General features: G+C 34.8%; 17 protein-coding genes, 3 pseudogenes and 3 other annotated features. Of the genes and pseudogenes, 5 read left to right on the top strand and 15 right to left on the bottom strand.

The genetic code is table 11. The annotated features are described in order from the left end of the window. Positions 1–82 precede the first annotated feature (82 nt). The gene (locus ACXKY9_RS13350) at positions 83–1,519 is read left to right on the top strand and encodes an IS4-like element IS231C family transposase (protein ID WP_001053969.1); all 1,437 of its coding nucleotides are present in this window, start codon (positions 83–85) and stop codon (positions 1,517–1,519) included. Positions 1,520–1,646: 127 nt separating this feature from the next. Here ACXKY9_RS13350 and ACXKY9_RS13345 read toward each other — a convergent pair. The 9 genes and pseudogenes from ACXKY9_RS13345 to ACXKY9_RS13305 form a co-directional block, all read right to left on the bottom strand. Then, positions 1,647–2,393: pseudogene (locus ACXKY9_RS13345) on the bottom strand (MMPL family transporter); the annotation flags it as partial. Between the two features lie 211 nt (positions 2,394–2,604). Further along, positions 2,605–3,171, bottom strand: a complete 567-nt coding sequence (locus tag ACXKY9_RS13340) for a TetR/AcrR family transcriptional regulator (protein ID WP_001107303.1) — start codon at positions 3,169–3,171, stop codon at positions 2,605–2,607. Positions 3,172–3,459: 288 nt separating this feature from the next. Then, entirely contained in the window at positions 3,460–4,620 is a 1,161-nt protein-coding gene (locus ACXKY9_RS13335; protein ID WP_001100915.1) for a GNAT family N-acetyltransferase, read from the bottom strand. A 125-nt stretch (positions 4,621–4,745) separates the two neighbouring features. Then, positions 4,746–6,035 (bottom strand): 3-phosphoshikimate 1-carboxyvinyltransferase, encoded by a 1,290-nt coding sequence (gene aroA, locus ACXKY9_RS13330; protein WP_000664624.1) that lies wholly within the window; start codon positions 6,033–6,035, stop codon positions 4,746–4,748. Between the two features lie 17 nt (positions 6,036–6,052). After that, on the bottom strand, positions 6,053–7,153 hold the full coding sequence (tyrA, locus tag ACXKY9_RS13325) for a prephenate dehydrogenase (protein ID WP_001228131.1): 1,101 nt from the start codon (positions 7,151–7,153) through the stop codon (positions 6,053–6,055). Then, positions 7,146–8,246, bottom strand: coding sequence for a histidinol-phosphate transaminase (gene hisC, locus ACXKY9_RS13320; RefSeq protein WP_001197273.1), 1,101 nt, complete (start codon positions 8,244–8,246; stop codon positions 7,146–7,148). Before hisC ends, tyrA begins: the two co-directional genes overlap by 8 nt. An 18-nt stretch (positions 8,247–8,264) precedes the next feature. Further along, complete coding sequence (aroC, locus tag ACXKY9_RS13315) at positions 8,265–9,437, bottom strand: chorismate synthase (RefSeq protein WP_001269429.1); 1,173 nt, start codon at positions 9,435–9,437, stop codon at positions 8,265–8,267. Positions 9,438–9,490: 53 nt separating this feature from the next. After that, positions 9,491–9,710, bottom strand: a binding site (T-box leader). 9 nt (positions 9,711–9,719) lie between these two features. Then, the gene (locus ACXKY9_RS13310) at positions 9,720–10,796 is read right to left on the bottom strand and encodes a bifunctional 3-deoxy-7-phosphoheptulonate synthase/chorismate mutase (protein WP_001273576.1); all 1,077 of its coding nucleotides are present in this window, start codon (positions 10,794–10,796) and stop codon (positions 9,720–9,722) included. A 194-nt stretch (positions 10,797–10,990) separates the two neighbouring features. Beyond that, positions 10,991–11,226, bottom strand: a binding site (T-box leader). A gap of 54 nt (positions 11,227–11,280) precedes the next feature. Further along, positions 11,281–11,516: a binding site (T-box leader), on the bottom strand. 107 nt (positions 11,517–11,623) lie between these two features. Beyond that, positions 11,624–15,106, bottom strand: a complete 3,483-nt coding sequence (locus tag ACXKY9_RS13305) for a DUF4020 domain-containing protein (protein ID WP_000265206.1) — start codon at positions 15,104–15,106, stop codon at positions 11,624–11,626. Positions 15,107–15,287: 181 nt separating this feature from the next. On the opposite strand from ACXKY9_RS13305, the gene ACXKY9_RS13300 reads away from it, so the two are divergent. Further along, positions 15,288–15,725 carry a YndM family protein gene (locus ACXKY9_RS13300; RefSeq protein ID WP_000997702.1) on the top strand — a complete coding sequence of 146 codons (438 nt, stop codon included), beginning with the start codon at positions 15,288–15,290 and terminating at the stop codon, positions 15,723–15,725. Positions 15,726–15,874: 149 nt separating this feature from the next. On the opposite strand, the gene ACXKY9_RS13295 is transcribed toward ACXKY9_RS13300, so the two are convergent. The 3 genes from ACXKY9_RS13295 to ACXKY9_RS13285 are packed head-to-tail and all read right to left on the bottom strand — an operon-like array spanning position 15,875 to position 17,294. Then, positions 15,875–16,405, bottom strand: coding sequence for a cysteine hydrolase family protein (locus tag ACXKY9_RS13295; RefSeq protein ID WP_000709540.1), 531 nt, complete (start codon positions 16,403–16,405; stop codon positions 15,875–15,877). 34 nt (positions 16,406–16,439) lie between these two features. Continuing rightward, entirely contained in the window at positions 16,440–16,976 is a 537-nt protein-coding gene (locus tag ACXKY9_RS13290) for a GNAT family N-acetyltransferase (RefSeq protein WP_000898776.1), read from the bottom strand. Between the two features lie 12 nt (positions 16,977–16,988). Then, positions 16,989–17,294 carry a YfzA family protein gene (locus ACXKY9_RS13285; protein ID WP_000502342.1) on the bottom strand — a complete coding sequence of 102 codons (306 nt, stop codon included), beginning with the start codon at positions 17,292–17,294 and terminating at the stop codon, positions 16,989–16,991. A 101-nt stretch (positions 17,295–17,395) separates the two neighbouring features. Here ACXKY9_RS13285 and ACXKY9_RS13280 point away from each other — a divergent pair, with 101 nt between their 5' ends. Then, complete coding sequence (locus ACXKY9_RS13280; protein WP_000070078.1) at positions 17,396–17,920, top strand: kinase; 525 nt, start codon at positions 17,396–17,398, stop codon at positions 17,918–17,920. 18 nt (positions 17,921–17,938) lie between these two features. On the opposite strand, the pseudogene ACXKY9_RS13275 reads toward ACXKY9_RS13280, so the two are convergent. From ACXKY9_RS13275 to ACXKY9_RS13265, 3 genes and pseudogenes are all read right to left on the bottom strand, one after another. Further along, positions 17,939–18,469, bottom strand: a pseudogene (locus ACXKY9_RS13275) (hypothetical protein); the annotation flags it as partial. Positions 18,470–18,593: 124 nt separating this feature from the next. After that, positions 18,594–20,147, bottom strand: a complete 1,554-nt coding sequence (gene entB, locus ACXKY9_RS13270) for a cell wall-binding protein EntB (RefSeq protein ID WP_015382354.1) — start codon at positions 20,145–20,147, stop codon at positions 18,594–18,596. Between the two features lie 213 nt (positions 20,148–20,360). Further along, positions 20,361–20,852, bottom strand: a complete 492-nt coding sequence (locus ACXKY9_RS13265) for a hypothetical protein (protein ID WP_001071232.1) — start codon at positions 20,850–20,852, stop codon at positions 20,361–20,363. Positions 20,853–20,937: 85 nt separating this feature from the next. Here ACXKY9_RS13265 and ACXKY9_RS13260 point away from each other — a divergent pair. Beyond that, a pseudogene (locus tag ACXKY9_RS13260) lies at positions 20,938–21,102 on the top strand (GNAT family N-acetyltransferase); the annotation flags it as partial. 155 nt (positions 21,103–21,257) lie between these two features. Then, positions 21,258–22,595, top strand: coding sequence for an FAD-binding oxidoreductase (locus tag ACXKY9_RS13255; protein WP_001064645.1), 1,338 nt, complete (start codon positions 21,258–21,260; stop codon positions 22,593–22,595). Positions 22,596–22,852: the final 257 nt, after the last annotated feature.

The raw sequence follows: 22,852 nt of genomic DNA, 5'->3' as shown, positions 1-22,852 counted from the left end.
CAACTTAAGAATTTGCACTACCCCCAAGTGTCAAAAAACGTTATTCTTTCTAAAAAGCTAGCTAGAAAGGATGACATTTTTTATGAATCTTTCAATTCAAGATGAATTACAACTATTTTCTGAAGAGCTGTATCGTCATTTAACCCCTTCTCTTTTGGAAGAACTCGCTAAAGAATTAGGTTTTGTAAAAAGAAAACGAAAGTTTTCAGGAAATGAATTAGCTACCATATGTATCTGGGTCAGTCAACGTACAGCGAGTGATTCTCTCGTTCGACTATGCAGTCAATTACACGCCGCCACAGGCACTCTTATGAGTCCAGAAGGACTCAATAAACGCTTTGATAAAAAAGCGGTTGAATTTTTGAAATATATTTTTTCTGCATTATGGAAAAGTAAACTTTGTAAAACATCAGCCATTTCAAGTGCAGCACTCACGTATTTTCAACGAATCCGTATTTTAGATGCGACGATTTTCCAAGTACCGAAACATTTAGCACATGTATATCCTGGGTCAGGTGGTTGTGCACAAACTGCAGGTATCAAGATTCAATTAGAATATGACTTACACAGCGGACAGTTTTTAAACTTCCAGGTAGGTCCTGGAAAAAATAATGATAAAACATTTGGAACAGATTGCTTAGATACCTTACGGCCGGGTGATCTGTGTATTCGTGATTTAGGATATTTTTCATTGGAAGACTTAGATCAAATGGATCAACGTGGCGTGTGCTATATATCAAGACTTAAGTTAAACCATACCGTCTATACGAAAAATCCATTTCCAGAATACTTTCGAAATGGGACAATCAAAAAACAGTCACAGTATATCCAAGTTGATTTAGAGAACATTATGCACACGTTAAAACCAGGACAAACGTATGAAATAAAAGAGTCGTATATTGGCAAGAATCAAAGATTATTTACAAGAGTAATTATCTACCGATTAACAGAGGAACAAATACTGGAACGTAGAAAAAAACAAAGCTATACCGAAAGTAAAAAGGGGATTACATTTTCAGAAAAGAGTAAACGATTAACGGGTATCAACATATATGTTACGAATACGCCTTGGGAAGTGGTTCCGATGGAACAAATCCATGATTTTTACTCCCTCCGCTGGCAGATCGAAATCATATTTAAAACGTGGAAATCTCTATTTCAAATTCATCATTGGCAAACTATCAAACAAGAGCGATTAGAATGCCATGTGTATGGAAAACTCATTGCCATTTTTATATGTTCTTCCACGATGTTTAAGATGCGCCAACTTCTGTTGCAAAAGCACAAAAGAGAACTAAGCGAATATAAAGCAATTGGGATGATTCAAGATCATCTATCCCTGTTATATCAAGCGATACAGAGAAACACCCGTATAATAACAAAGGTTTTAATCCGCCTGTTTACCCTACTAAAGAAAAATGGCCGGAAATCCCATCGATATGAGAAGAAAACTATCTTTGATATTATGGGTGTTGTCTATGAGTATAATGGATTGAGAAAACAAAAGAAAGCTGCATAAGAAAAAAATGAAACCCGTTAGGGTTTATTTCGTATGCTCATTTTTAAGAGGATTATACTGTTTAAAAGTTTGTTCATTTCAATTAATGGAAAACCGTAGAGTTTCTATCCTTAAGTTGATGGGCATGTGTTCCTACCCCAAACAGGACGACGACTACGAACACTTGTGTAAAGTTTGAGAATGGAAAATTAAATTGATCTACAAGCTGGGCAATAATCCCCATTGAAACTAAATACGATATACCAACTGTAAGAAGAGAAACAATTGGAACAACTGGTGAACGGAATACGAGGATTAATACTACAAGAATGAAAATGATTGAAATAACTTCTGTCTTTTTCACTCCCTCTTGAGAGGATTTAAGAAAATCACCCGCTATTAAGTCACTTCCTGTTAAATACGTTTTTACCCCTTTCGTTTGCACTTTTTCATGAAGATTATTTGAAACTTTTGATATTTCACCATGTTTTTTATCTATCGATATTTGCGTTAAAATAGTCGTATTATCTTTAGAAACTAATTGTTTCTCCAAGTCTTTATTGTCTAAATGTGAAACAACTTCCTTAATTCCTAATTGCTCTTTTTCAGTTTGCAGGGCGTTGATTGTTTTTGTTATTTCCTTTTTTTGTTCATCTGTTAAAGCTGCCTTATTGCCACTATTAAAAACGGCTATAATTTCATACTTTTCAACCCCTTCTTTATCCATCTCTTTCATCATCTTGTCAGCAATACTGCTTTGCTTTGTATTAGGGATTGTAATTTTCCCTTTTTCTTTCACTAATTGATCCATATTAGGCATCGTTACGACCATTGTAATAGTAATAACTATCCATAATAGAAAAGATAAACTTCTCCAACTTTTTAACTTGCTCATTTGAATCATCTCCCGTTTTGAAAGTTTCACGTTAGTAACGGAATGAACGTTCATTCCTATTGTTCTATTACATTATTTTGTAAATTCTATTAAACTAGTCTTTCCGGAATGAATGTTCATTCCCTTAGTTACACAAACATCCTTTCCTACTCTCATTTTTTAAATCTATTTAGGAATGAATATTCATTCCTTTCCTTATAAAGCTATAGAATCAAATGATTCTAATAGCGTTCCAAGAGCTTTCTTCTAATTCTTTTACTAACTCTTTCGAGTATTCTAATTGCCCTGTTGCAATTACTTTCGTTAATTTTTCTAGCGGTTGATATACAATAATAATTAAAGCAACTGGAGGCAATGGACGAAGAAAACCTTTTGCGATTCCATCTTCAATAATATTCATAAAGAAGCCTATAAAATCATCAAATATTTTCTTACTCTGTTCATCAAGAAAATAACTATCACAGTGAGAATTTGTAAATAAAAAAGCATCTACATTGTTTCTCGCAAATTCAAATAAACGGTTGTACGTATGACTAAACTGTTCACGAATATTTGCTTCAACAGGAAAATCCGTTTTTATTATTTCAGAAAGCTGTAACATACTTTTTGAAAATAATGAGTTAACAAGTGCCTCTTTATTTTCAAAATAGCGATAAATAGTACCCGCACCGACTTTTGCCTTTTCAGCGATCATTGGAATTGTCGTACCATCGTAACCACGCTCTGCAAAAAGTTGCATCGCAGCATCAAAAATATCCTCTTGTTTGTTTTTAGCCATTTTTTCCACCTCTATTTCCAGGAATGAAAATTCATTCCGTTTTTAATTATAAATTACATGGATTAAAAGTCAAGTGCGTGACAAAGTATAGTTACGTTTTAGTGAAAAAATTATATCAACGATTATTAGAATATATCAGCGCAAGTCTAATTATATCAGCGATTTTCAGAATATATCGGCGCATCTCCAATTATATCAGCGATTTTCAGGATATATCGACTTACCGACAACCAAAGAGAAAGCTGTCCCAAAAATTGTTTTTGGGCAGCCCAATTTTCTATTGAAAACTTAAAAGAAATCATAAATAAATGCTTCTCGTACCGGAACTATTTTCTCAAACGCTTGTATTTCCTCTTCACTTCCGCTAATTAATTCTAATTCATTCAGTTGTAACGGACGTTTATAGCCGAACATTATTGTAGATAACTCGTTTATATCCAGTTTGATGCCTTTATCTATTGTTTTTTCTTTTATTATTGTTATTTCATGATTTGCAAGTCTCACTGTTATGTTATTCCACGGAGCAAATGCGTCTGTAATGTTTAGGATCACTTCTTGCTCTACATTGTTCCAATTCAACTCATATTGTTTTAAGAACTGCTCTACATCTACAATTCTTCCCATAAAATATGGTTTTATTTCTGTCTTCACGCGTGGCTCTTGCAATGAATATAATAACGGTTCGCTTTCACTTACTGTCATTTCAATTTCTTTAATCATAGAATCATGCTGACAAATAAAGTTCCACAGACCATTTCGTGCTTCATTATGCAGTGGTACAAATTCTTCTACTGTCATTTTATAGTTTTCTATTTTGTATAACATGTAACCTGCTGCTTTTTTATTTTCATCATAGTAAATCGCTAATGTTAAATCATCATAAACCGCTTGTAACCACCAGTTCTTCTCTCGAACTAACATACATGAAAAACGTTCTGCAAATGCTTCATAGAGCTTCTCGACTTCTTCTGGATGATTTTCTTTATTAAAACGTTTCACAGTACCATTTACTTGTTTTTTCATCACTAAATCGCTCTTACTTATATGACATTTGAGTAGATTCGCACAAAGTTCCCAGCCGTATTTACGGTAAAACGAAACAGCAAATGGATGTAACATAGAGACTGTAAAGCCATCTTTTTTCATTGTTTGAAGTGAATGTTGAAGTAGCTCTTTTACATACCCACTTCTTCTGTACTCTGGATACGTCGCTACTCCTGCAACGCCACCCATTTTAAATTTTTCTTTACCTATGTAAATATGAAACGGGATGAGGTGTAGTTTTGCAGCTAAGTCTTCCCCTTCCATAATGCCGTATATTTCATGACTTTCCTTCATTTTTGTAAGTTGCTGCTGTAATCGTTCCTCATCTACTTTATATTGAAAAGCGTATTCTGATAAACGTAATGCTTCTCTAAACTTATCTTCTTTTAATTGTATGACATTCATATAATTCTCCTCCATTCTCTGTTTGAATTGTATCATAATTCTTACTATTATAGTTCGATAAGTGAAATTACAAGGACGTTTTAACAAAAAAAGCAGATACATCACGTATCTGCTTTCCACCCTTTTTATTTAGCTAACTTTTGAAGTTCGTCAAAGAATGTAGGATATGATACACCTACTGCTTCTGCATCTTCAATAATTGTTTTTCCTTCTGCCAAACAGCCAGCAATTGCAAGCATCATTCCGATACGGTGATCACCATAACTATTTACTGTATTGCCTTTTAGAGCTGATTTTCCGTAAATGATCATACCGTCATCAGTTGCTTCTATGCGAGCTCCTAGTTTCGTTAACTCAGCAACGACTGTATCAATACGGTTTGTTTCTTTTACTTTTAATTCGTGTGCATCTTTAATTACTGTAATTCCTTCTGCTTGCGTTGCCGCTAATGCGATTACAGGAATCTCATCGATTAATCTAGGGATAATATCTCCGCCAATTTCAATTCCTTTTAATGAAGATGTTTCGATTGTAATATTTGCAGCTGGTTCTGATGCCTCTTCGTTAATTAGATCTACAGTGAACGTAGCACCCATTTTTTCTAAAACATCAATAATACCTGTACGGGTTGGATTCATTCCTACATTTTGTAATACTAGTTTACTATTTGGGATGATTGCACCTGCTACTAAGAAAAACGCTGCTGATGATACGTCACCTGGCACTTGAATGTCTGTTGCTGTTAATTTTTGTCCACCTGACAGCTTCACTGTTTTCCCTTCGCGAGTTACTTTAACACCAAATGCTTCGAGCATTCTTTCCGTATGGTCGCGTGAAATATGTGGTTCTGTAACAGCTGTTACACCTTCTGCACGAAGACCTGCAAGTAAAATAGCCGACTTTACTTGTGCACTTGCAACAGGAGAAATATATTCAATTGCTTTTAAATCGCCGCCACGTATTGTTAACGGTGTAAATGTTCCTTCTTCTCGGCCGTCTATGTTTGCGCCCATTTGTTTTAATGGGTTTGTTACACGCTTCATCGGTCTTTTTGCGATAGATTCATCACCTTGTACGCAAGAGAAAAATGGTGTGTTAGCTAATATACCTGACATTAATCGGATTGTTGTACCAGAATTACCAACATCTAATACAGCTTTCGGTTCTTGTAAACCTTCTAATCCTTTACCAACTACAGTAACCTCATCACCGTTTTGCGTAATTTCTACTCCCATTTCTTTAAAACATGAAATCGTACTTAAACAGTCTGCACCGGGCAAGAAACCTCTAATTATTGTTTTCCCTTCTGCAATAGAACCGAACATAACAGCACGGTGTGAAATGGATTTATCACCTGGGATTGTAATATTGCCATTCAATCCGTTATTAACAGGTTGTATTGTTCTTTCTTTCACGTTTTTCACCTTCTCATTTAAATTGTTTCATAAGTTTGGTATTCTTCTTCTCCAAGCGCTAGCTTTGCTTTCATACGATCTTCTTCCCTTTGGAAGCTAATACGTAATACCCCAAGCAGTCCTTCACGCGCTTCTAATATTTGCAAGTTCGTAATACTAATTTCCTCGCGCGCTAAAATACTCGTAATATGAGCCAATGCCCCCACCTTATCTAATACATCGACGTATAAGTCGTGATAGGCAGGAATTGCCCCTCTCTTTCTTACTGGTAAAGAATCACGGTATTCTTTCGCATCTGCAAAATAGTTTTGAATCTCGCCTGCATCTCCGGTAGAAACTGTTTTATATAAATCTTCCATTTCAGAGATCCACTCTTTTAATAATACCATTAAATGCTCTCGATTTTGCTTTACAATATCACTCCACATTTTTGGACTACTAGATGCGATACGTGTAATGTCTTTGAAACCTCCAGCAGCTAGTTGATGAATGAGCGGATTATCTCCTGCATGTTTCTCAACTTGCTTTACTAAACCTGCTGCGATAAGGTGCGGAAAATGACTAACGATCCCTGTTACATAATCATGTTCTTCCGTATTTAAAACAAGAAAATGTGACCCTGTTCCTTTTAACCATACTTTAAGGTCTTCCACTTGTTTATTTGGCACGTGATTCATCGGTGTTAAAATGTAAAATGCATTTTCAAATAAATGTGCCTTTGCACTTTCAACTCCCGTTTTATGAGAACCCGCCATCGGATGTCCACCAATGAAAGAAACATCCTTTGAAAATAAAGCTTCCGCTTCGTTCATAATAGACCCTTTTGTACTACCAACATCAGTCACTATAACATCTTCTCGTAAACGGAATGACGCAAGTTTGTGTAATAGCTTCTTCGTTTCTTCAACTGGAGAAGCAAAAACAATTAAATGTGCCTCTTCACATGCACGCTGTAAATCAACTCCTATTTCATCTACTACGTGTAATTCTTTTGCACGCTCTACTTGCTCTTTAAATATATCGTACCCTGTTATCGTTACATCGTGCTCTTTCTTAATTGCTAATGCGAGAGAGCCTCCTATTAAACCTGTTCCAATTAATACTACCTTTTTACGCATTTGCCTCATCTCGAGACTTATTTTTTTTATTTTCAAAGTGTTGTTTTAACACTGAAATCACCCCTTCATTTTGCTCCCTTGTTCCAACTGTAATACGGACACCATTCGGGAACGGACGAATAATAAATCCTGCATGTGCACAAGCTTCATAAATCTCTCCAGCATTATCTACCGGTAAGAAGATGAAATTAGTTTGTGACGAATAAAATGGTATACCGTTTTCCTTACAGAAACTCTCGTATTGCTGTAATCCTTCTGTATTCATGTGAACTATTTCTTTAATAAACTCGTCATCACCAAAAGCAATCGTCGCTGCTTTTTGCGCTAATGAAGATACGTTAAATGGTAAACGTACGACATTTAATTTCTCAATTAGCTCTTCCTGTCCGATCGCATATCCAACGCGGAAAGAAGCTAATCCGTATGCTTTAGAAAACGTTCTAAGTACAAGAATGTTTTTATGTTTTTCTAAAAGCGGTAATGTCTCAGGGAAATCTTTTGCTGTTACGTATTCATAGTACGCTTCATCAATGACAATTAACGTATTTTCACTAATGCCTTCAATAAATCGAGTTAATTTTTGCTCATTCACATATGTGCCCGTCGGGTTGTTTGGATTACAAATCCATACGATTTTCGTATTATTATTTACCGCTGACGAAATTTCGTCTAAATCGTATACACCTTTATTTAAAGGAATTTCTTTCACTTCACACCCTTCAATAATCGCATGATGGCGGTACTGCGGGAATGTTGCACCTGCTGTTACAATGTTATCTCCCGCTCGTAATACGGCGCGGCTTATTATTTGAATGATTTCATCTAAACCACTACCACAAAGTACTTGTTCCATTTGCACATGCAACTTATCTGCGATTGTTTGACGGAGCGTTGTAGCACCTCCGTCAGGATATAAAGCATGTTCCAACCAAGAGTTTTGCAACTCTTCTAAAACTCTCGGTGAACAACCAAATGGATTTTCATTCGATGCTAATTTCACAAACGAATGATCTCCGTACACTTCTTTCATTTGTTCTGGTGATTTACCTGGTTTATATGGTTGTAATGATGATAGTTGATCTTTTACTTGCACGTTAAACCCACCTTTTTATTAAAATTCTTTTGCGTAGTTATTGTGTTGCATAATGTTTTGTTTTAATAATTCCATACGATCTTTTCCGAATTGTTCGACTAGTGCATCTGCAAGTTCCCATGCCACAACAGATTCAGCTACTACACCCGCTGCTGGTACTGCGCAACTATCAGATCTTTCAATACTCGCTTGGAATGCTTCTTTCGTATCAATATCAACGCTTGCTAACGGTTTGTATAAAGTAGGAATTGGCTTCATCACGCCTCTTACGATAATTGGCATACCTGTTGTCATACCGCCTTCTAAACCGCCGGCATTATTCGTTTTTCTCGTGTATCCTTTTTTTTCATCCCACAGAATTTCATCATGCACTTTGCTTCCTGGTTGTCGTGCCGCTTCAAAACCTACGCCGATTTCAGCACCTTTAAATGCATTTATACTCATAATTGCACCAGCAAGTTTTGCATCTAATTTACGATCGTAATGAACGTAACTACCAACGCCAATCGGCATACCTTCTGCAATGACTTCCACAATACCACCGATTGAATCTCCACTACTTTTTGCGTTGTCAATCGCATTCATCATTTCTTGCTCTACTTCTTTATCTAAACATCGAACTGGTGAGTTTTCAGTAATTGTTTGAATTTCTTCAATTGATAAGTTTGAAATATGTTTTGCTTTTACTCCACCAATTTCAAGAACATGTCCTGCAATTCCCACGCCTAATTCGCTTAAAATTTGTTTTGCAACTGCACCAGCAGCTACACGAACTGTCGTTTCTCTTGCAGATGACCGCTCTAATACGTTTCTTATATCACGATGACCATATTTAATTGCTCCATTTAAATCTGCATGTCCGGGACGTGGTTTTGTAATTGTACGTTTCATGTCTTTACTTTCTTTTTCCGAAATTGGCTCTGCACCCATTACTTTCGTCCAATGTTTGAAATCATCATTTTTTACAATTAACGTAATCGGTGATCCAAGTGTCATCCCGTGACGAACACCACTTACAATTTCAACTGTATCTGTTTCAATTTGCATACGTCTTCCGCGTCCATGACCTTTTTGTCTTCTTAATAATTCTTTATTAATATGTTCCGCCGTAAGTGTCAAACCTGCTGGTACACCTTCTAAAATAACTGTTAACTGCGGTCCATGTGATTCTCCAGCTGTAATGTATCTCATTTCTCTTGCCCCTTTACTATTTTTTTGTACAAAAAAGTCCCTACTGAGCGCTCAGTAGGGACGATGTTTATCGCGGTACCACCCTAGTTGTAGACTTCTTTCGTCTACCTCTCTTCTTCTTTAACGATCGTTCGACCGTCTTACCCTCCAAAAGTTGTCGGGAAAGATGCTCCAAGGCTGTAATTCATGCTTACCTTTGTACTGATTCACACCGACCATCAGCTCTCTTTAACAGTGAGATAAGCACTACTGTTTCCTCTTCAATGCATATATGATATGGAATTAAGATAATTTATTTTTGAAACCTTTTAACTCATCCATGAATCTATGGAATTCTGGAATGTCCATTTGTTGTGCAGAATCTGATAATGCAACTGCTGGATCTGGATGAACTTCAGCCATTACTGCATCTGCGCCAATTGCAAGTGCCGCTTTCGCTGTTGGTAATAATAAATCTCTGCGTCCAGTTGAATGTGTTACATCAACGATAACTGGTAAATGTGTTTCTTTCTTTAAAATTGGTACTGCAGAAATGTCTAATGTGTTACGTGTTGCTCTTTCGTATGTGCGGATACCGCGCTCACAAAGAATAATTTGATCGTTACCTTGCGCAATGATGTATTCCGCTGCGTTAATGAACTCATCAATTGTTGCTGCTAATCCACGTTTTAATAATACTGGTGTGTTAACTTTACCTACAGCTCGTAATAAATCGAAGTTTTGCATGTTACGTGCGCCAACTTGAATTACATCAACGTAGTCTAATGCCATTTCAACATCGTTCGGATTTAAAATTTCACTAATAATTGCTAAGTCAAACTCGTCTGCTACTTGACGTAAAATTTGAAGTCCTTCTACTCCTAAACCTTGGAAATCATATGGAGAAGTTCTCGGTTTGAATGCACCACCGCGCATTAATTTTAAGCCTTGGTCTTTCATCGCTTGCCCTACTTGACGAACTTGTTCTAAACTTTCTACTGCACAAGGTCCCATGATGAACGTTTGTGTTCCGTTTCCAATCAATTCACCTTTTACATCAACAATTGTATTTTCTTGTTTCTTTTTACGTGATACTAGTAACGCTTTACGGTTATCATCTTCTTGTAACTCTAAGCTTGCTTTGAAAATCGTTTTGAAAATATGTTGAACTGTTGATGTTTCGAATGGTCCTTCGTTATGCTCTGCAATCATATCAAGTACTTCACGCTCACGTACTGGATCAAAGCGTTTCGTGCCTTGTACTTGCTTTTGCTCTCCAATTTTTTGAACAATTTCACCACGTTTGTTTAAAAGGTGTAATAGTTGTAAGTTAATTTCATCTACCTGTTTACGTAATTGATCTAATTCATGATTTGCCATTTGGAAATCCTCCTCTAATGTTTTAAAAGTATAGTAAGAGAATAAAAAATTCTCTATTTTCTGAACTGACTAATTATACAAATTTATAGTGGAATCGATACCTCTTCTTATTTTAAACTAATAATTCGTACAAAGACATGAACTACTAGTTAAAAACCCACTTTTTTGTACAAAAAAGCCCTACTGATTCAATCAGTAGGGACGATATTTATCGCGGTACCACCCTAGTTGTAGACTTCTTTCGTCTACCTCTCTTCATTGTTAACGATCATCTGACCGTCTTTCCCTTCATAAAGACAATACTATCTTTACTACGAAAAAGATGCTCCAGGACTGTAATTCGCTCTTGTTTATGTACTGGTTTGCACCAACCACCAGCTCTCTGTTACAGGGAAACAACAACTACTGCTTTTCCTTTCAATGCATGACTATTTAATTTTCAAGTTGAACCACTAAAATACAAAAAGTCCCTACTGAATAAATCAGTAGGGACGATATTTATCGCGGTACCACCCTAGTTGTAGACTAACTTTCCGTCTACCTCTCTTCACTGTTAACGATCAATTGACCGCTTTTTCCTCATAAAGACAAACTATCTTTATTACGAAAAAGATGCTCCAAGACTGTAATTCATGATTATCCCTGTACTGGTTCACACCAACCACCAGCTCTCTGTTACAGTAAGACTAACCACTACTGTGATCTCTTCATTGCACTTTGTTTATTCAAATGTTTTTGAAATTGAATAAGTATGATTCGTATTATAGAACGCTTTTCAAAACACTGTCAACAACTTTTTATATATTTTTTTAAATTCCACTTTCGTTCTATAATTCTTTTTGTAAATCACCCATTACAATTCCTATGCGAATTATTTCATTTTCTAGTAAATGTAAAACATATTCCTCTACTTCATACTGAACTAATAATTCTTTTATTTGTATGATTTCTTTTTCAAATAAAACGGCTTCGTGACATGTTTGTAGTAAAATAAAAAACACATTTGCAAACATTTCTTTATGCGCTTTCATACTTTCTTTTTTATGAAGCATTTCAATCAATAACCGCTTCATTTCCTCACCTGTACATTTACCTTGTACACTTGAAAATGCACGAGACATAATACATAATCCTTTTTCTAATATTTCATCCATGTATAAAATAATACGTAAAAGCATCACATATTCTCTCGCAGTTATCTCACCCATTTTTGGTCGTTCTCGCAAAAATACACTGAGCCAAGCTGTCCAAAACTTTTGTTGTTCTTTTACACTTAATGTTTTGACGTAATAGCATAAAAACTGCATAAACTTAATTTTATTTTCTTCATTTTCTAGTATGAGTAACGGGTATAACCAATTTGTTTTTTGCTCCCAATATAGTACACATTTAATAAATACAAAGCTAAGCCACTTCAAGAAAGCTTCTCTCGTATGCGGATGTAATACTTCCAAATGTTCTATCGCATACTTAATAAATCGCTTCATTTCTGTAAATAAAGGTAAATTTATTTGCGTGTAACATAAGCCGGCCCATGCATATTCCGTAATCTCATTTTGTTTTTTTAAATCTAAGTATGGTAACAAATATTTTCGGCACCATTGTTTTTCAATATGATATAGAAATGTAATATCTGCTATTAAACGAGCAAACATAAAGTTTGTTCGTTCCGAATTAACTCTTACTTGTTCTTCAAATAAAAATAAATATTCATATACATTACGATCGTATAAATGATCATATGATAACAACTTTAATAATACAGCCGTCATTTTTCCAACTGGATGCTGAATTGATTCATTATAAAAATCTTGTTTCCCAAGCTTAAAGTCTGCATCACTCTTCATAACTTGAGGGAACACTGAAAAAGCAAATCGTTTTACAACACGTATACTATTCTCTTCTAACTCTTCTAGTCGATTACTAATTTCATATAGAAAACTACTAATTAACCAATGAAAAGCAGTATTTCTAACAAATTTCTGCAATAGCGGAATAATTTTTTGGATTTGCTCATTCGTCAATCCTCGATTATTTCGCCATTCTCTAATACAAACAAACCATACTTCATTACTTATTTCTTGCACTCCTACTAATTGGTATGCAAATGAAATACTCCACTCTGTGTTTAATTTACATGCTTTTGATAACATCTCTAAAAAATGGCGTTGTTCAAAAACACCATCTTGCGAAAATTGCTGAACTTGCTTCATAATTTCAACATCTTTCAGCTGCAATAATCCGTCAGCAGTTACATTACAAGTAATGCTTTCTGCTGTATCTTCTTTCTTTTGTACACTGTATCGTTCAGAATGAAAATGAGGATGCTTTTGCTTCATTAACTCATACCCATTTGCCGTAGATGGGCTATTCGAATCACACTTGAATAATAAGTCTAATACGAGACATGCATCAAATACCCTCTCTTCTGTAAGATGCTTTATTACAGTTCGAGTGACTTCTTCTTTTGTTTTTTCTAAACAATATGCATAATGCCTTTTTAAAAGTTGAAAAACTTCGTGTTTATAAGTGAAATCTAAAAGAAGTCCTTCATGTAACAACCATTTCATTTTGTCATCTACACGAACAAAAATATTTTTATTCATCGCATCAATTGCAATTCGCTTTTTAAGTACACTATTTGCTTCTATCATTTCTGTAATATAATAATCCGCTTTTTTTTCATTGTTTTCGCATAAATAAGTTAGACACTCTTTTACAATTCGTATTAAAAATGCAAGATCATTTTGATGAAACTCTTTCTCTACATTTTCCTTATTTCTTTTTTTCAGTGCCGTTTGTCTTAACGACAACATTCTCAATTTTTCTAATCCAATCATCATAATTGGAACAGCATAATAAGCGATATATGGCCTCATCTTTTCGTTCCAAATTTGCTCCACATGAGAAAATGTAGATACTGGTAAGCGACTCGATTCCTCGAGTTCTATTGATTCTTGCGTATCATTCCCCCATTTTCTTACACGTTTCAACTTCAGTTTTCCGTCTAAAATAAAAGTTAGTAACAATAAGGCAATTTCTTTATGCTCAGGAAAAGAACATTTTTGCAGTAACTTAGAAATCTTTTCTATAGAGCTACTATCTTTTTCAGCTGTTTCTAATAAAAGGAGTGTCCACCTTGCAAACAACAGCGGGTCCATCTTACTCTTCGTTTCGTTTAAGTAGTTACAAATTGTTCTCCATAATAACGGTGATATTTTAGAATAGTTTTTATAAATTAATTGAAATAATTCTTTCTGATGACTAAAAAGAAATTGTTCCACTAACCATTCTGCAAGTAATTCATCTACTTCATTATAGTTTAGCGTAAGCATAAACAAATTTTGTAATTTACCTTCTGCTTCTAACCATTCGACCCATTCATAATCATGAGCAAATTCCACAAAGTAACGTACTGTTTCAATTTTTTTAATCGATTGCTTTATGTATGATAATTGTTCCTGTTCTACTGACGGGGGAACCGTTACAATATCCCGAATACGCATTCTTTTCGTAATATAATTATCACCCATTAATTCAGCCCAGCGTTTTACTGCTTTTACGAGGGATTGATGATTATTCACCTTATTCGGATACACAATTGGTCTTATCCCTAAATGTTCCCAGTGGTACGTATTTTCTCCTTGTGCGACAAAAGCAAATCGTCTTGTACTTGGTGGTAAACCAGTTGCTAAATATTTCATTACTGGGTCATTATGACTATATCCAATGAATAAAACGGTGTAATTTGAGAATAGATCAACTAAAAATCTTCTCGCCCACCCTTCCGTTAAGTAAGCCCTTCCAAAATCACCATCTGTTAAAATTAAAGCCTCTTTCTCCTGTTCTACATTACCATGTATATAAGCAAGACCTTTAAAAGCTCTCCCAGTCGGTAAAGCTGGAGCGTAATAAACATTGATATCTCTATTTATTTCTTTAATTGCTGTTGTAAAATGTTGATCAAAATTTGTTGTTACAATGCGGATATCTGTATCTAAAGGAAATAGCCTTGGAATTGCATAATGCAATGGATTCGGTTTTGATTTCTCTATATGAACAAGATCTCTTGCGACTTGATGTACATCTTTTGTTTTCGCAATTTTACCAAGATAATAATCATGTGGTTCTGTTATTTCACGTTTTTCGACATATAACGTTTTTGCAATTTCATCAACTAAATCATCAAAATTCGGTAAGTTTGATTTCCCTTTCATAGAAACTCCCGCTCCAACAAATAATACTAACTTTCCTTGCTCAAGGTGATCAATTAACTCATCTGGAATTTCTACTTCTGAAGTAATCCACATCCTGGATTCCCCCTTACCTAAAAATGTCATACACTCTCATTTTACTATAACATTTTTTCATTGTTTTTATAATATTTAGACTAAATTCCGAACATGAAAAAGTTTTATGTAAATAAATCCGTTACAATGTATGAACTCCAGAATTTATTGAAAAACTATGTATAAATCGGAGGTGTAAATTTTGAATGATTTCACAGTAGTGCTTATCAAGTTTATATCGTGCATTATCGCATTTAGCATTGGGCTTGCTTTATTTTTCCCTGCAACGTTTGTTCAAATTATTTCATTCAGTCTCTTTGTTACAATCGTATCCTACATGTTCGTTGATAAAATCATTTTAAATCGAATTGGCAATACTGGTGCCATTATGTCGGATTTCTTATTAACATATTTAAGCGTATGGATTTTCGGTAATATTTTATTAGACAACTATATGCAAATTGCATGGGGCAGTATCCTTTCTGCCATCGTCTTCACTTTATCTGAAGTAATCGTTCATCGCTTCTCTAACTCTCATACAAGGCACAACAATGATAACATTCGTATTAATCGCCGCTTTGCATATGGTACAGAGTTTGCTGAAGAACAAAATATATTGGATAAAGATAAAAAAAAGTAACGTTTTAATGCAGGAGCGCCCTTTTTAATTATGTGGTGCTCCTTTTTTGTATTTTTTCATTATGGTACGTGAAATTATATAAGTGATTATTTCAAAATACCGACCTACTAACAATATTTGACGCTATTTTTTCTAATGAAAACTGCCTCTTATTTAGAGGCAGCCACTTTTAAGTCTTTTACTTCAACAACATCCGCAAACGCTCCCAATACTGCGTTATGATGTTTCACAATATCTTCAGCACGTAACACTTCTGTATTAAATGTACTATGTGCATCACTCACTAACGTTACTTTATATCCTTCACTACATGCTCTGCGCGTTGTCGTATCTACACAATACTCTGTTTGCATTCCCGAAAGAATAACGTGTTCAATTCCTTTCTCTTGTAACACTTCGCTTAAGTTTGTATTATGGAATGAATCTGGAGTCGTCTTTTCAACTATATTATCTCCTTCTTGCGGAGCGATGGCCGCATGGATTCGCCATCCATCCGTACCTTTTTCTAACGGATGGTCTTTAGGACCGTTATGTTGGATATAAATAACTGGAATATCATTTGAACGACATTCCCTAATAAGCTCTTGCAGTGTTTGTAAAAACTTTCCCCCATTATGTACTGGCATTCCAGCTGTATACATACCCGCTTGCACATCAATTACGATTAATGCTTTTTTCATTTCACACATCCCCCTTTGTTTGTATAAGCCATTATTATTGTTTATATTCCATCATCCAACAATCTTCTAATTTCCCCTCATGCAACTCATGTTCCTTTAAAATCTTTACTTTTTTAAATCCACTTTTTTCATAACACTTTATTGCCCGTTCATTATTTACTTTCGGATCCATTGCAATTGCTTCTGCTCCCATTTCACCCATAATATATGTAATTGCTGCCTGAACGAGTTTTGTTCCAATTCCCTTTCCCCAATAGGCTGGTTCACCGATAAATTGGTCCATCCCCCATACATTTTGTGATTCTTTATAGCCATATAACGCTTTCCACTCTGAATCCACTGGATACATTTGTATGTAACCAATCGGAATGGTATCAAATTCTATTAAACATCTTTTTTCATTACTGTTTGGACTATGTATAAAATGATCAAGCACCTTTTCTACAGATTGCGGATTATCTCGTCCTTCGTAATACCGCAGGACTTCTGGGTCCGTTAACCATTTAGAAATGATAGATGCATCATCTTCCATTACGTATCTAATCAATAAACCTTCTTTTTGAAAAAGCATATTATACCTCTATTATTCCTTTATATTTTTTCTTGCTGTTACATCTTTCATTGCACCTACTAATGCATATGGTAGTAATGTAATCGCAAAAAATGCTGTAAATACGTTAAATTGCGGGATTGTATAGAGTGTGAACCATTCAGTGAAAAATTGAGAATTTAATATTCTATTAAAAAACTCTCCGCCTGGCCTAAAGTTTGGTACCCACCCAGTTATTTCACACAAAATAAACAGTAACTGAACAATAAAAAATGCCCCTAGATAACGAAACCAAGTCCGTTTCCATATAGGTTGTGCATTTTTTAATATATCCCCCATCTTACCCCCTCCTTAAATATCCATCATATTGATTATACACTTTCCTCACTTTATTTGTTAAAATTTTCTATATAATTAATGCTGTTTGGGGGGAATACATTATGTCTAATCCTATATTTACATCCACTTTAATCATTCTTAGAGGAAACTCCGCAAGTGGTAAAACAACGATTGCAAAACAACTACAAGAACATTTCGGACAAGGGACACTTTTAGTATCACAGGATATTGTACGTAGAGATATGCTTAGAGTACACGACACAATGGGTAATTTATCACATGATTTACTATTTGAAATTACGAAGTACGGAAAAGGAAAATGTGAATTTGTTATTTTAGAAGGTATATTGAACAGTCATAGGTATGGTGAGATGTTAAAAGAATTAATTCGTTATTTTGATGAAAATGCATTTGCATATTACTTTGATTTATCATTAGAGGAAACTATTAGACGACATAACAAAAGGGACAAACGACACGAATTTGGTGAAGATTCCCTACAAAAATGGTATAATCCGCACGATACTATTAAGGTTGCCAGAGAAACTATTTTTACAGATAACTTTACGCAAAAAGATATATTTGATGCAATTCTTAATGATGTTGCGATCAAAAAACAAGCCTAACATAATATGTTAGGCTTGTTATGTATTTTGTATTTCAGTTTTTATAATTAAACAATCTATACATAAATAATAGTATATATTCATTTCCCCAAACTGGAAATTAACTACTGAAATAAGTCCACGTTCCTCAATATCTTGAGTAATTGTAGCAACATATTTCATCTCTTTCGCACAAGTTGGACACGCCAAATCCTTTGGAAGATCATCATATAACGGTACCCCTAATAATCTACATACATATTCAGAACCGAACAAGTCAAAAGCTTCCCAGTAACTATCTTCATCTATAGGTATATCTTCATTTTTCATATTTATAAGCTTTACCGTTGTTTTTGGTAATGAAACTGGTAACTTATATTCCTCTTCCATTATCCATTCTTCTATATTTTGCTGCTGTATGATTTGAACTGTTTTACCTCCATCACTTAACTGAAAATATTGCGGTTCCCACACCATCGCGCAGTTCAAGCATGAAACGAATGGTAAAATATTTAGTTCATTACTTTTAAGTTCAGCAAGTCTCCCATCTTTTAAATCAAAACAGAGAATTAATTTTTATGTTTTGTTACAGGTTTAGTAATAAGCCATTTAAAAATCCTATTATCCTTCTACTAAAAAAATAAAAGCCAGCCTCAATAAAGAGAACTGACTTCTATTTGGATAATTATTGTTACTATAAAATTTTCACTTTAACAGTTTGTCTTCCCCAATTCATAGCTTTACTTTTTGAACCCATTAAAACATCAATACGATTACCTTTAATTGCACTTCCAGTATCACCAGCGATAGCTTCTCCATAACCTTCTACCCATACTTTAGATCCTAATGGGATTATTTTCGGGTCAACTGCGATAATTCTCATATTCGGATTTGCCGTTAAATCATGCCCCATCGCAGTTAAAACGCGTCCACCATATGTACCATTTTCACTTGGATCAGCAGTATACGCTGTCGCTACTACCGTTAATTCACGTTTAGCAGACTGTATGTTGTTTTTAGATGCTTCTTTCGCTCTCTCTTCTTCTTTAGCTTTTGCTATTTCTCTTGCTTTTTCTTCTTCTTTAGCTTTTGCTATTTCTCTTGCCTTCTCTTCTTCTTTAGCTTTTGCTATTTCTCTTGCCTTCTCTTCTTCTTTAGCTTTTGCTATTTCTCTTGCCTTCTCTTCTTCTTTAGCTTTTGCTATTTCTCTTGCTTTTTCTTCTTCTTTAGCTTTTGCTATTTCTCTTGCTTTTTCTTCTTTAGCTTTTACTATTTCTTGCGCTTTCGGTTCTTCTTTGACTTTTGCCTCTTCTTTAGGCTTTACTATTTCTTGCGCTTTCGGTTCTTCTTTGACTTTTGCCTCTTCTTTAGGCTTTACTATTTCTTGCGCTTTCGGTTCTTCTTTGACTTTTGCCTCTTCTTTAGGCTTTACTATTTCTTGCGCTTTTACTTCTTCTTTGACTTTTGCCTCTTCTTTAGGCTTTACTATTTCTTGCGCTTTTACTTCTTCTTTGACTTTTGCTTCTTCTTTAGGCTTTACTATTTCTTGCACTTTCGGTTCTTCTTTAACTTTTACTTCTTCTTTGACTTTTACCTCTTCTTTAGGCTTTACTATTTCTTGCGCTTTCTCTTCTTTTTTAACTTTTACTTCTTCTTTGACTTTTAACTCTTCTTTAGGCTTTACTATTTCTTGTGCTTTCGTTGTTTCTTTCGCTTTTGCTACTTTCTGCGTCTTTACTTCTTTCTTTTCTTTAACTGATTTTTGTACTTTCGCTACTTGCTTCGTTTTCTCTTCAGTTTTCTTTTCAGTTGGTGCTGTACTTGATAGGAAAGAAACGTTTGCATAAGCAGTTTTTCCTTTATACTCAAATTGCAGCCATCCGTCTTTTACTTGATGCGTTGATTCAATTACATCATCTTTTTTTAGTCTGCCAAGAATTTCTGAATCCGTGTTTGCTTCAGTGCGTACATTTAACAAATTCGCCGTTACATGATATACATCTTTTGTAAACTCCGAACTTACAAACACTTCTTTACCATTCAACTCAATTTTTGACCAGCCATCTTCGGTATTTATGACTTTTAACTCTTGCCCATTCTTTACTTTTTCGACCACTTTTGATTCTGTAGTCGGTTTTTCACGTACGTTAAGTACATCTGCTGTTACGATTGTTTCTGCGGTAGCAGTTGTGGTAAACGCTCCCAATCCAAAAACAGTTGCTGTTGCTGCGCCAATTACTTTTTTCATATTAACCTCCATTAAATTTTTTTGAATTTTATCAAATGCCTCCGTAAAATTGTATAATTTTACATAATATCAAAACATTTGCAACGGTATATTAATATTGTTTAATATACTGTTATTAAAACTCCTTACTCCAATACTATCAAATTCTCATTTCTAATTCTATATATTATAAATCTCCTTATCTTTTATAAAAGCTCCATACCCTTCTTCACACTAAATAGTTGTGGCAATTCCCGCCAAAAATAAACTTACGATTGCTAAAATTTGAGTAGCAACAATAGCCCCTCTTAAATGAAACTTATAATCTTTATATCCTTTCATACCTTCCGTACTAGGAATCACAACAAACCTTGGAGTAATCCAGCAAAAAATTAGCAAATCAATTATAAGTAAATCTACTAAATTGAAAATCATTAAAATACCAAAAGTGTGTAAATAGGCATCCATATACATTAACTTTTCATGCTTATGTAGTATATATGTAGAAACGAAAGGACTACCGAAAAGAATAGTATTATATACAATATTAAAATAAATGCTTTGCTTTTTTTCATGAATCGATTTTGGAAAAACTACTTTTTGAATATCTTTCGGATAATCAGTTAACGATAGTCGAGGATTATAATATAAGGACCCTAAAATCATTACAGATAGTACAATAGACATGATGACACCAACGTACATCATTTGCTCAAATTGATTCATATGCTGTATTCACCCTTTTCTGTAATTACTATGATGGTCATTCACTTAATTACATATTGTATGTACGTACATAATCAAAAATTAACAACTAGCTTTAATAGCGAAGCAAACAGATGTAAACGTACTAAAAGCAATTATCGATCCGAATAATATCCCTTCTCGCAAAATTTTACTAAGTGTAGGTTTTACATCGGAGAAAGTTTGTGAGATTGATGGATTACCTGGGGAAATTTTGAGCACATACATATAATTCCAAAAAGGCAGCGCTACTTATGTAGCACTGCCTTTTTCTTTATTGGAATAATCCTTTTCCTTTATTCATTTACTTATAAAGTATTGTCAGTTCTTCTTTATGTTCTGTATTTCCACATTATAAATATTTCACGTCAAGGAGAGATGACTGAAATGAATAATCAAAAAATTGAACTTACTGGTCGTATCGTTACACCTAATGATCCTGATTATAATTCAGCGCGTGAAGAATTCAATACATTCTTCAACAAATTTCCGTTAATCATTGTTTTTGCTCAAAATACGCAGGATGTAGTAAACGCTGTTCGCTGGTCAAGGCTACATAACGTTCCTATACGCATGCGCTCTGGACGTCATAATTATGAGGCATTATCCGTCAGTAATGCTGGTCTTGTAATTGATGTAAGTGAAATGAAACAATTAGAAATAGATCACAATAATGGAACTGTAACTATCGGGACTGGATGGAGAAATATTTCTTTAATTGAAACACTTGCAGCTGAAGGGTTAGTTGTGCCGAGTGGTGTTTGTCCTACTCCCGGGATTGCAGGTGTTACTTTAGGTGGCGGACATAGTATTCTCTCTCGTCCGTTTGGATTAACTCTCGATCATTTACTTGAATTAGAAATGGTAGACGCGAATGGTTGTATAATACGCGCTAACGCCAAGTGTAACTACGATCTCTATTGGGCTTCGCGCGGTGCTGGTGGTGGTAACTTTGGAATATGTACTTCGTTTAAGTTTCGAACACATAAAATTAATACGGTAGGATTTGCAGAAATAAGCTGGGGGATATCAGATTTAAAACCTGTATTAACCTCTTGGCAAGAATATACGCTACCTTGCGCTAATAAACGATTTACAACTACTCTTTTTATGTCTGCAGAATTAGAACCATCATTATTAATGCAAGGTGTATTTCTCGGTTCTGTACAAGAATTGCAGTCGCTACTACAGCCATTACTAGAAGCTGGTTCACCAATGCAAGTAACTATCGAAGAAATACCATGGGCAGAAGCAGCAGCGAAAATAGCTGAAAAGCAACCTGCAACACCTTTACCATTTAAAAGTGTTGGTCCATATGTATATGAACTATTACCAGAAGAAGGATTATCCATTATCGATCACTTTATTAATAATGCACCTCCCTTTTCCACCACCTCCGTATTTTTCCACGGATTAGGCGGTGCTGTTGCTGAGGTGCCAAATGAGGCAACTGCTTACTTTTACCGAAAAGCACTATCAAACATGTCAATATTCGCTACTTGGGAGCAACCAGAAGGTGCCGCTGGAAGTATTCGATGGGTTGAAGACTTCCGCTTAGCGATGCTTCCATTTACAAAAGGTGTCTACGTTAATACGCCTGACCTATCCATTAAAAATTGGCCAGATGCATACTTCAGTTGCAACTTTGACCGATTAATGGAAGTAAAAGCGAAATATGATCCGAAAAATATTTTTAACTTTCCGCAAAGTATTCCGCTTTTTTAAACTATATATTACACCTAATATATTAAAATATAAAACATCCATTTTTTAAATGGGTGTTTTATAAATAAAGTTTACATAATATAATTATTGGTTAATTCTTTTACTAAATATCTATTCAACAATCCAAAGTAACACTTTCTCAAACTCTTTTTTGGACAACATACTTTCGTTTATATAGCCATTCTTTTAATTGTACTTCATCCAAAGCTCCGTTCCCCTCTCATGATCCTTCACACTATATTCGCTCGTTTTTCACA

The sequence above is a fragment of the Bacillus sp. 2175 genome, assembly GCF_057812155.1.
The sequence above is the reverse complement of the archived record's forward strand: the minus strand, read 5'-3'. Positions and strand labels throughout refer to the sequence as shown.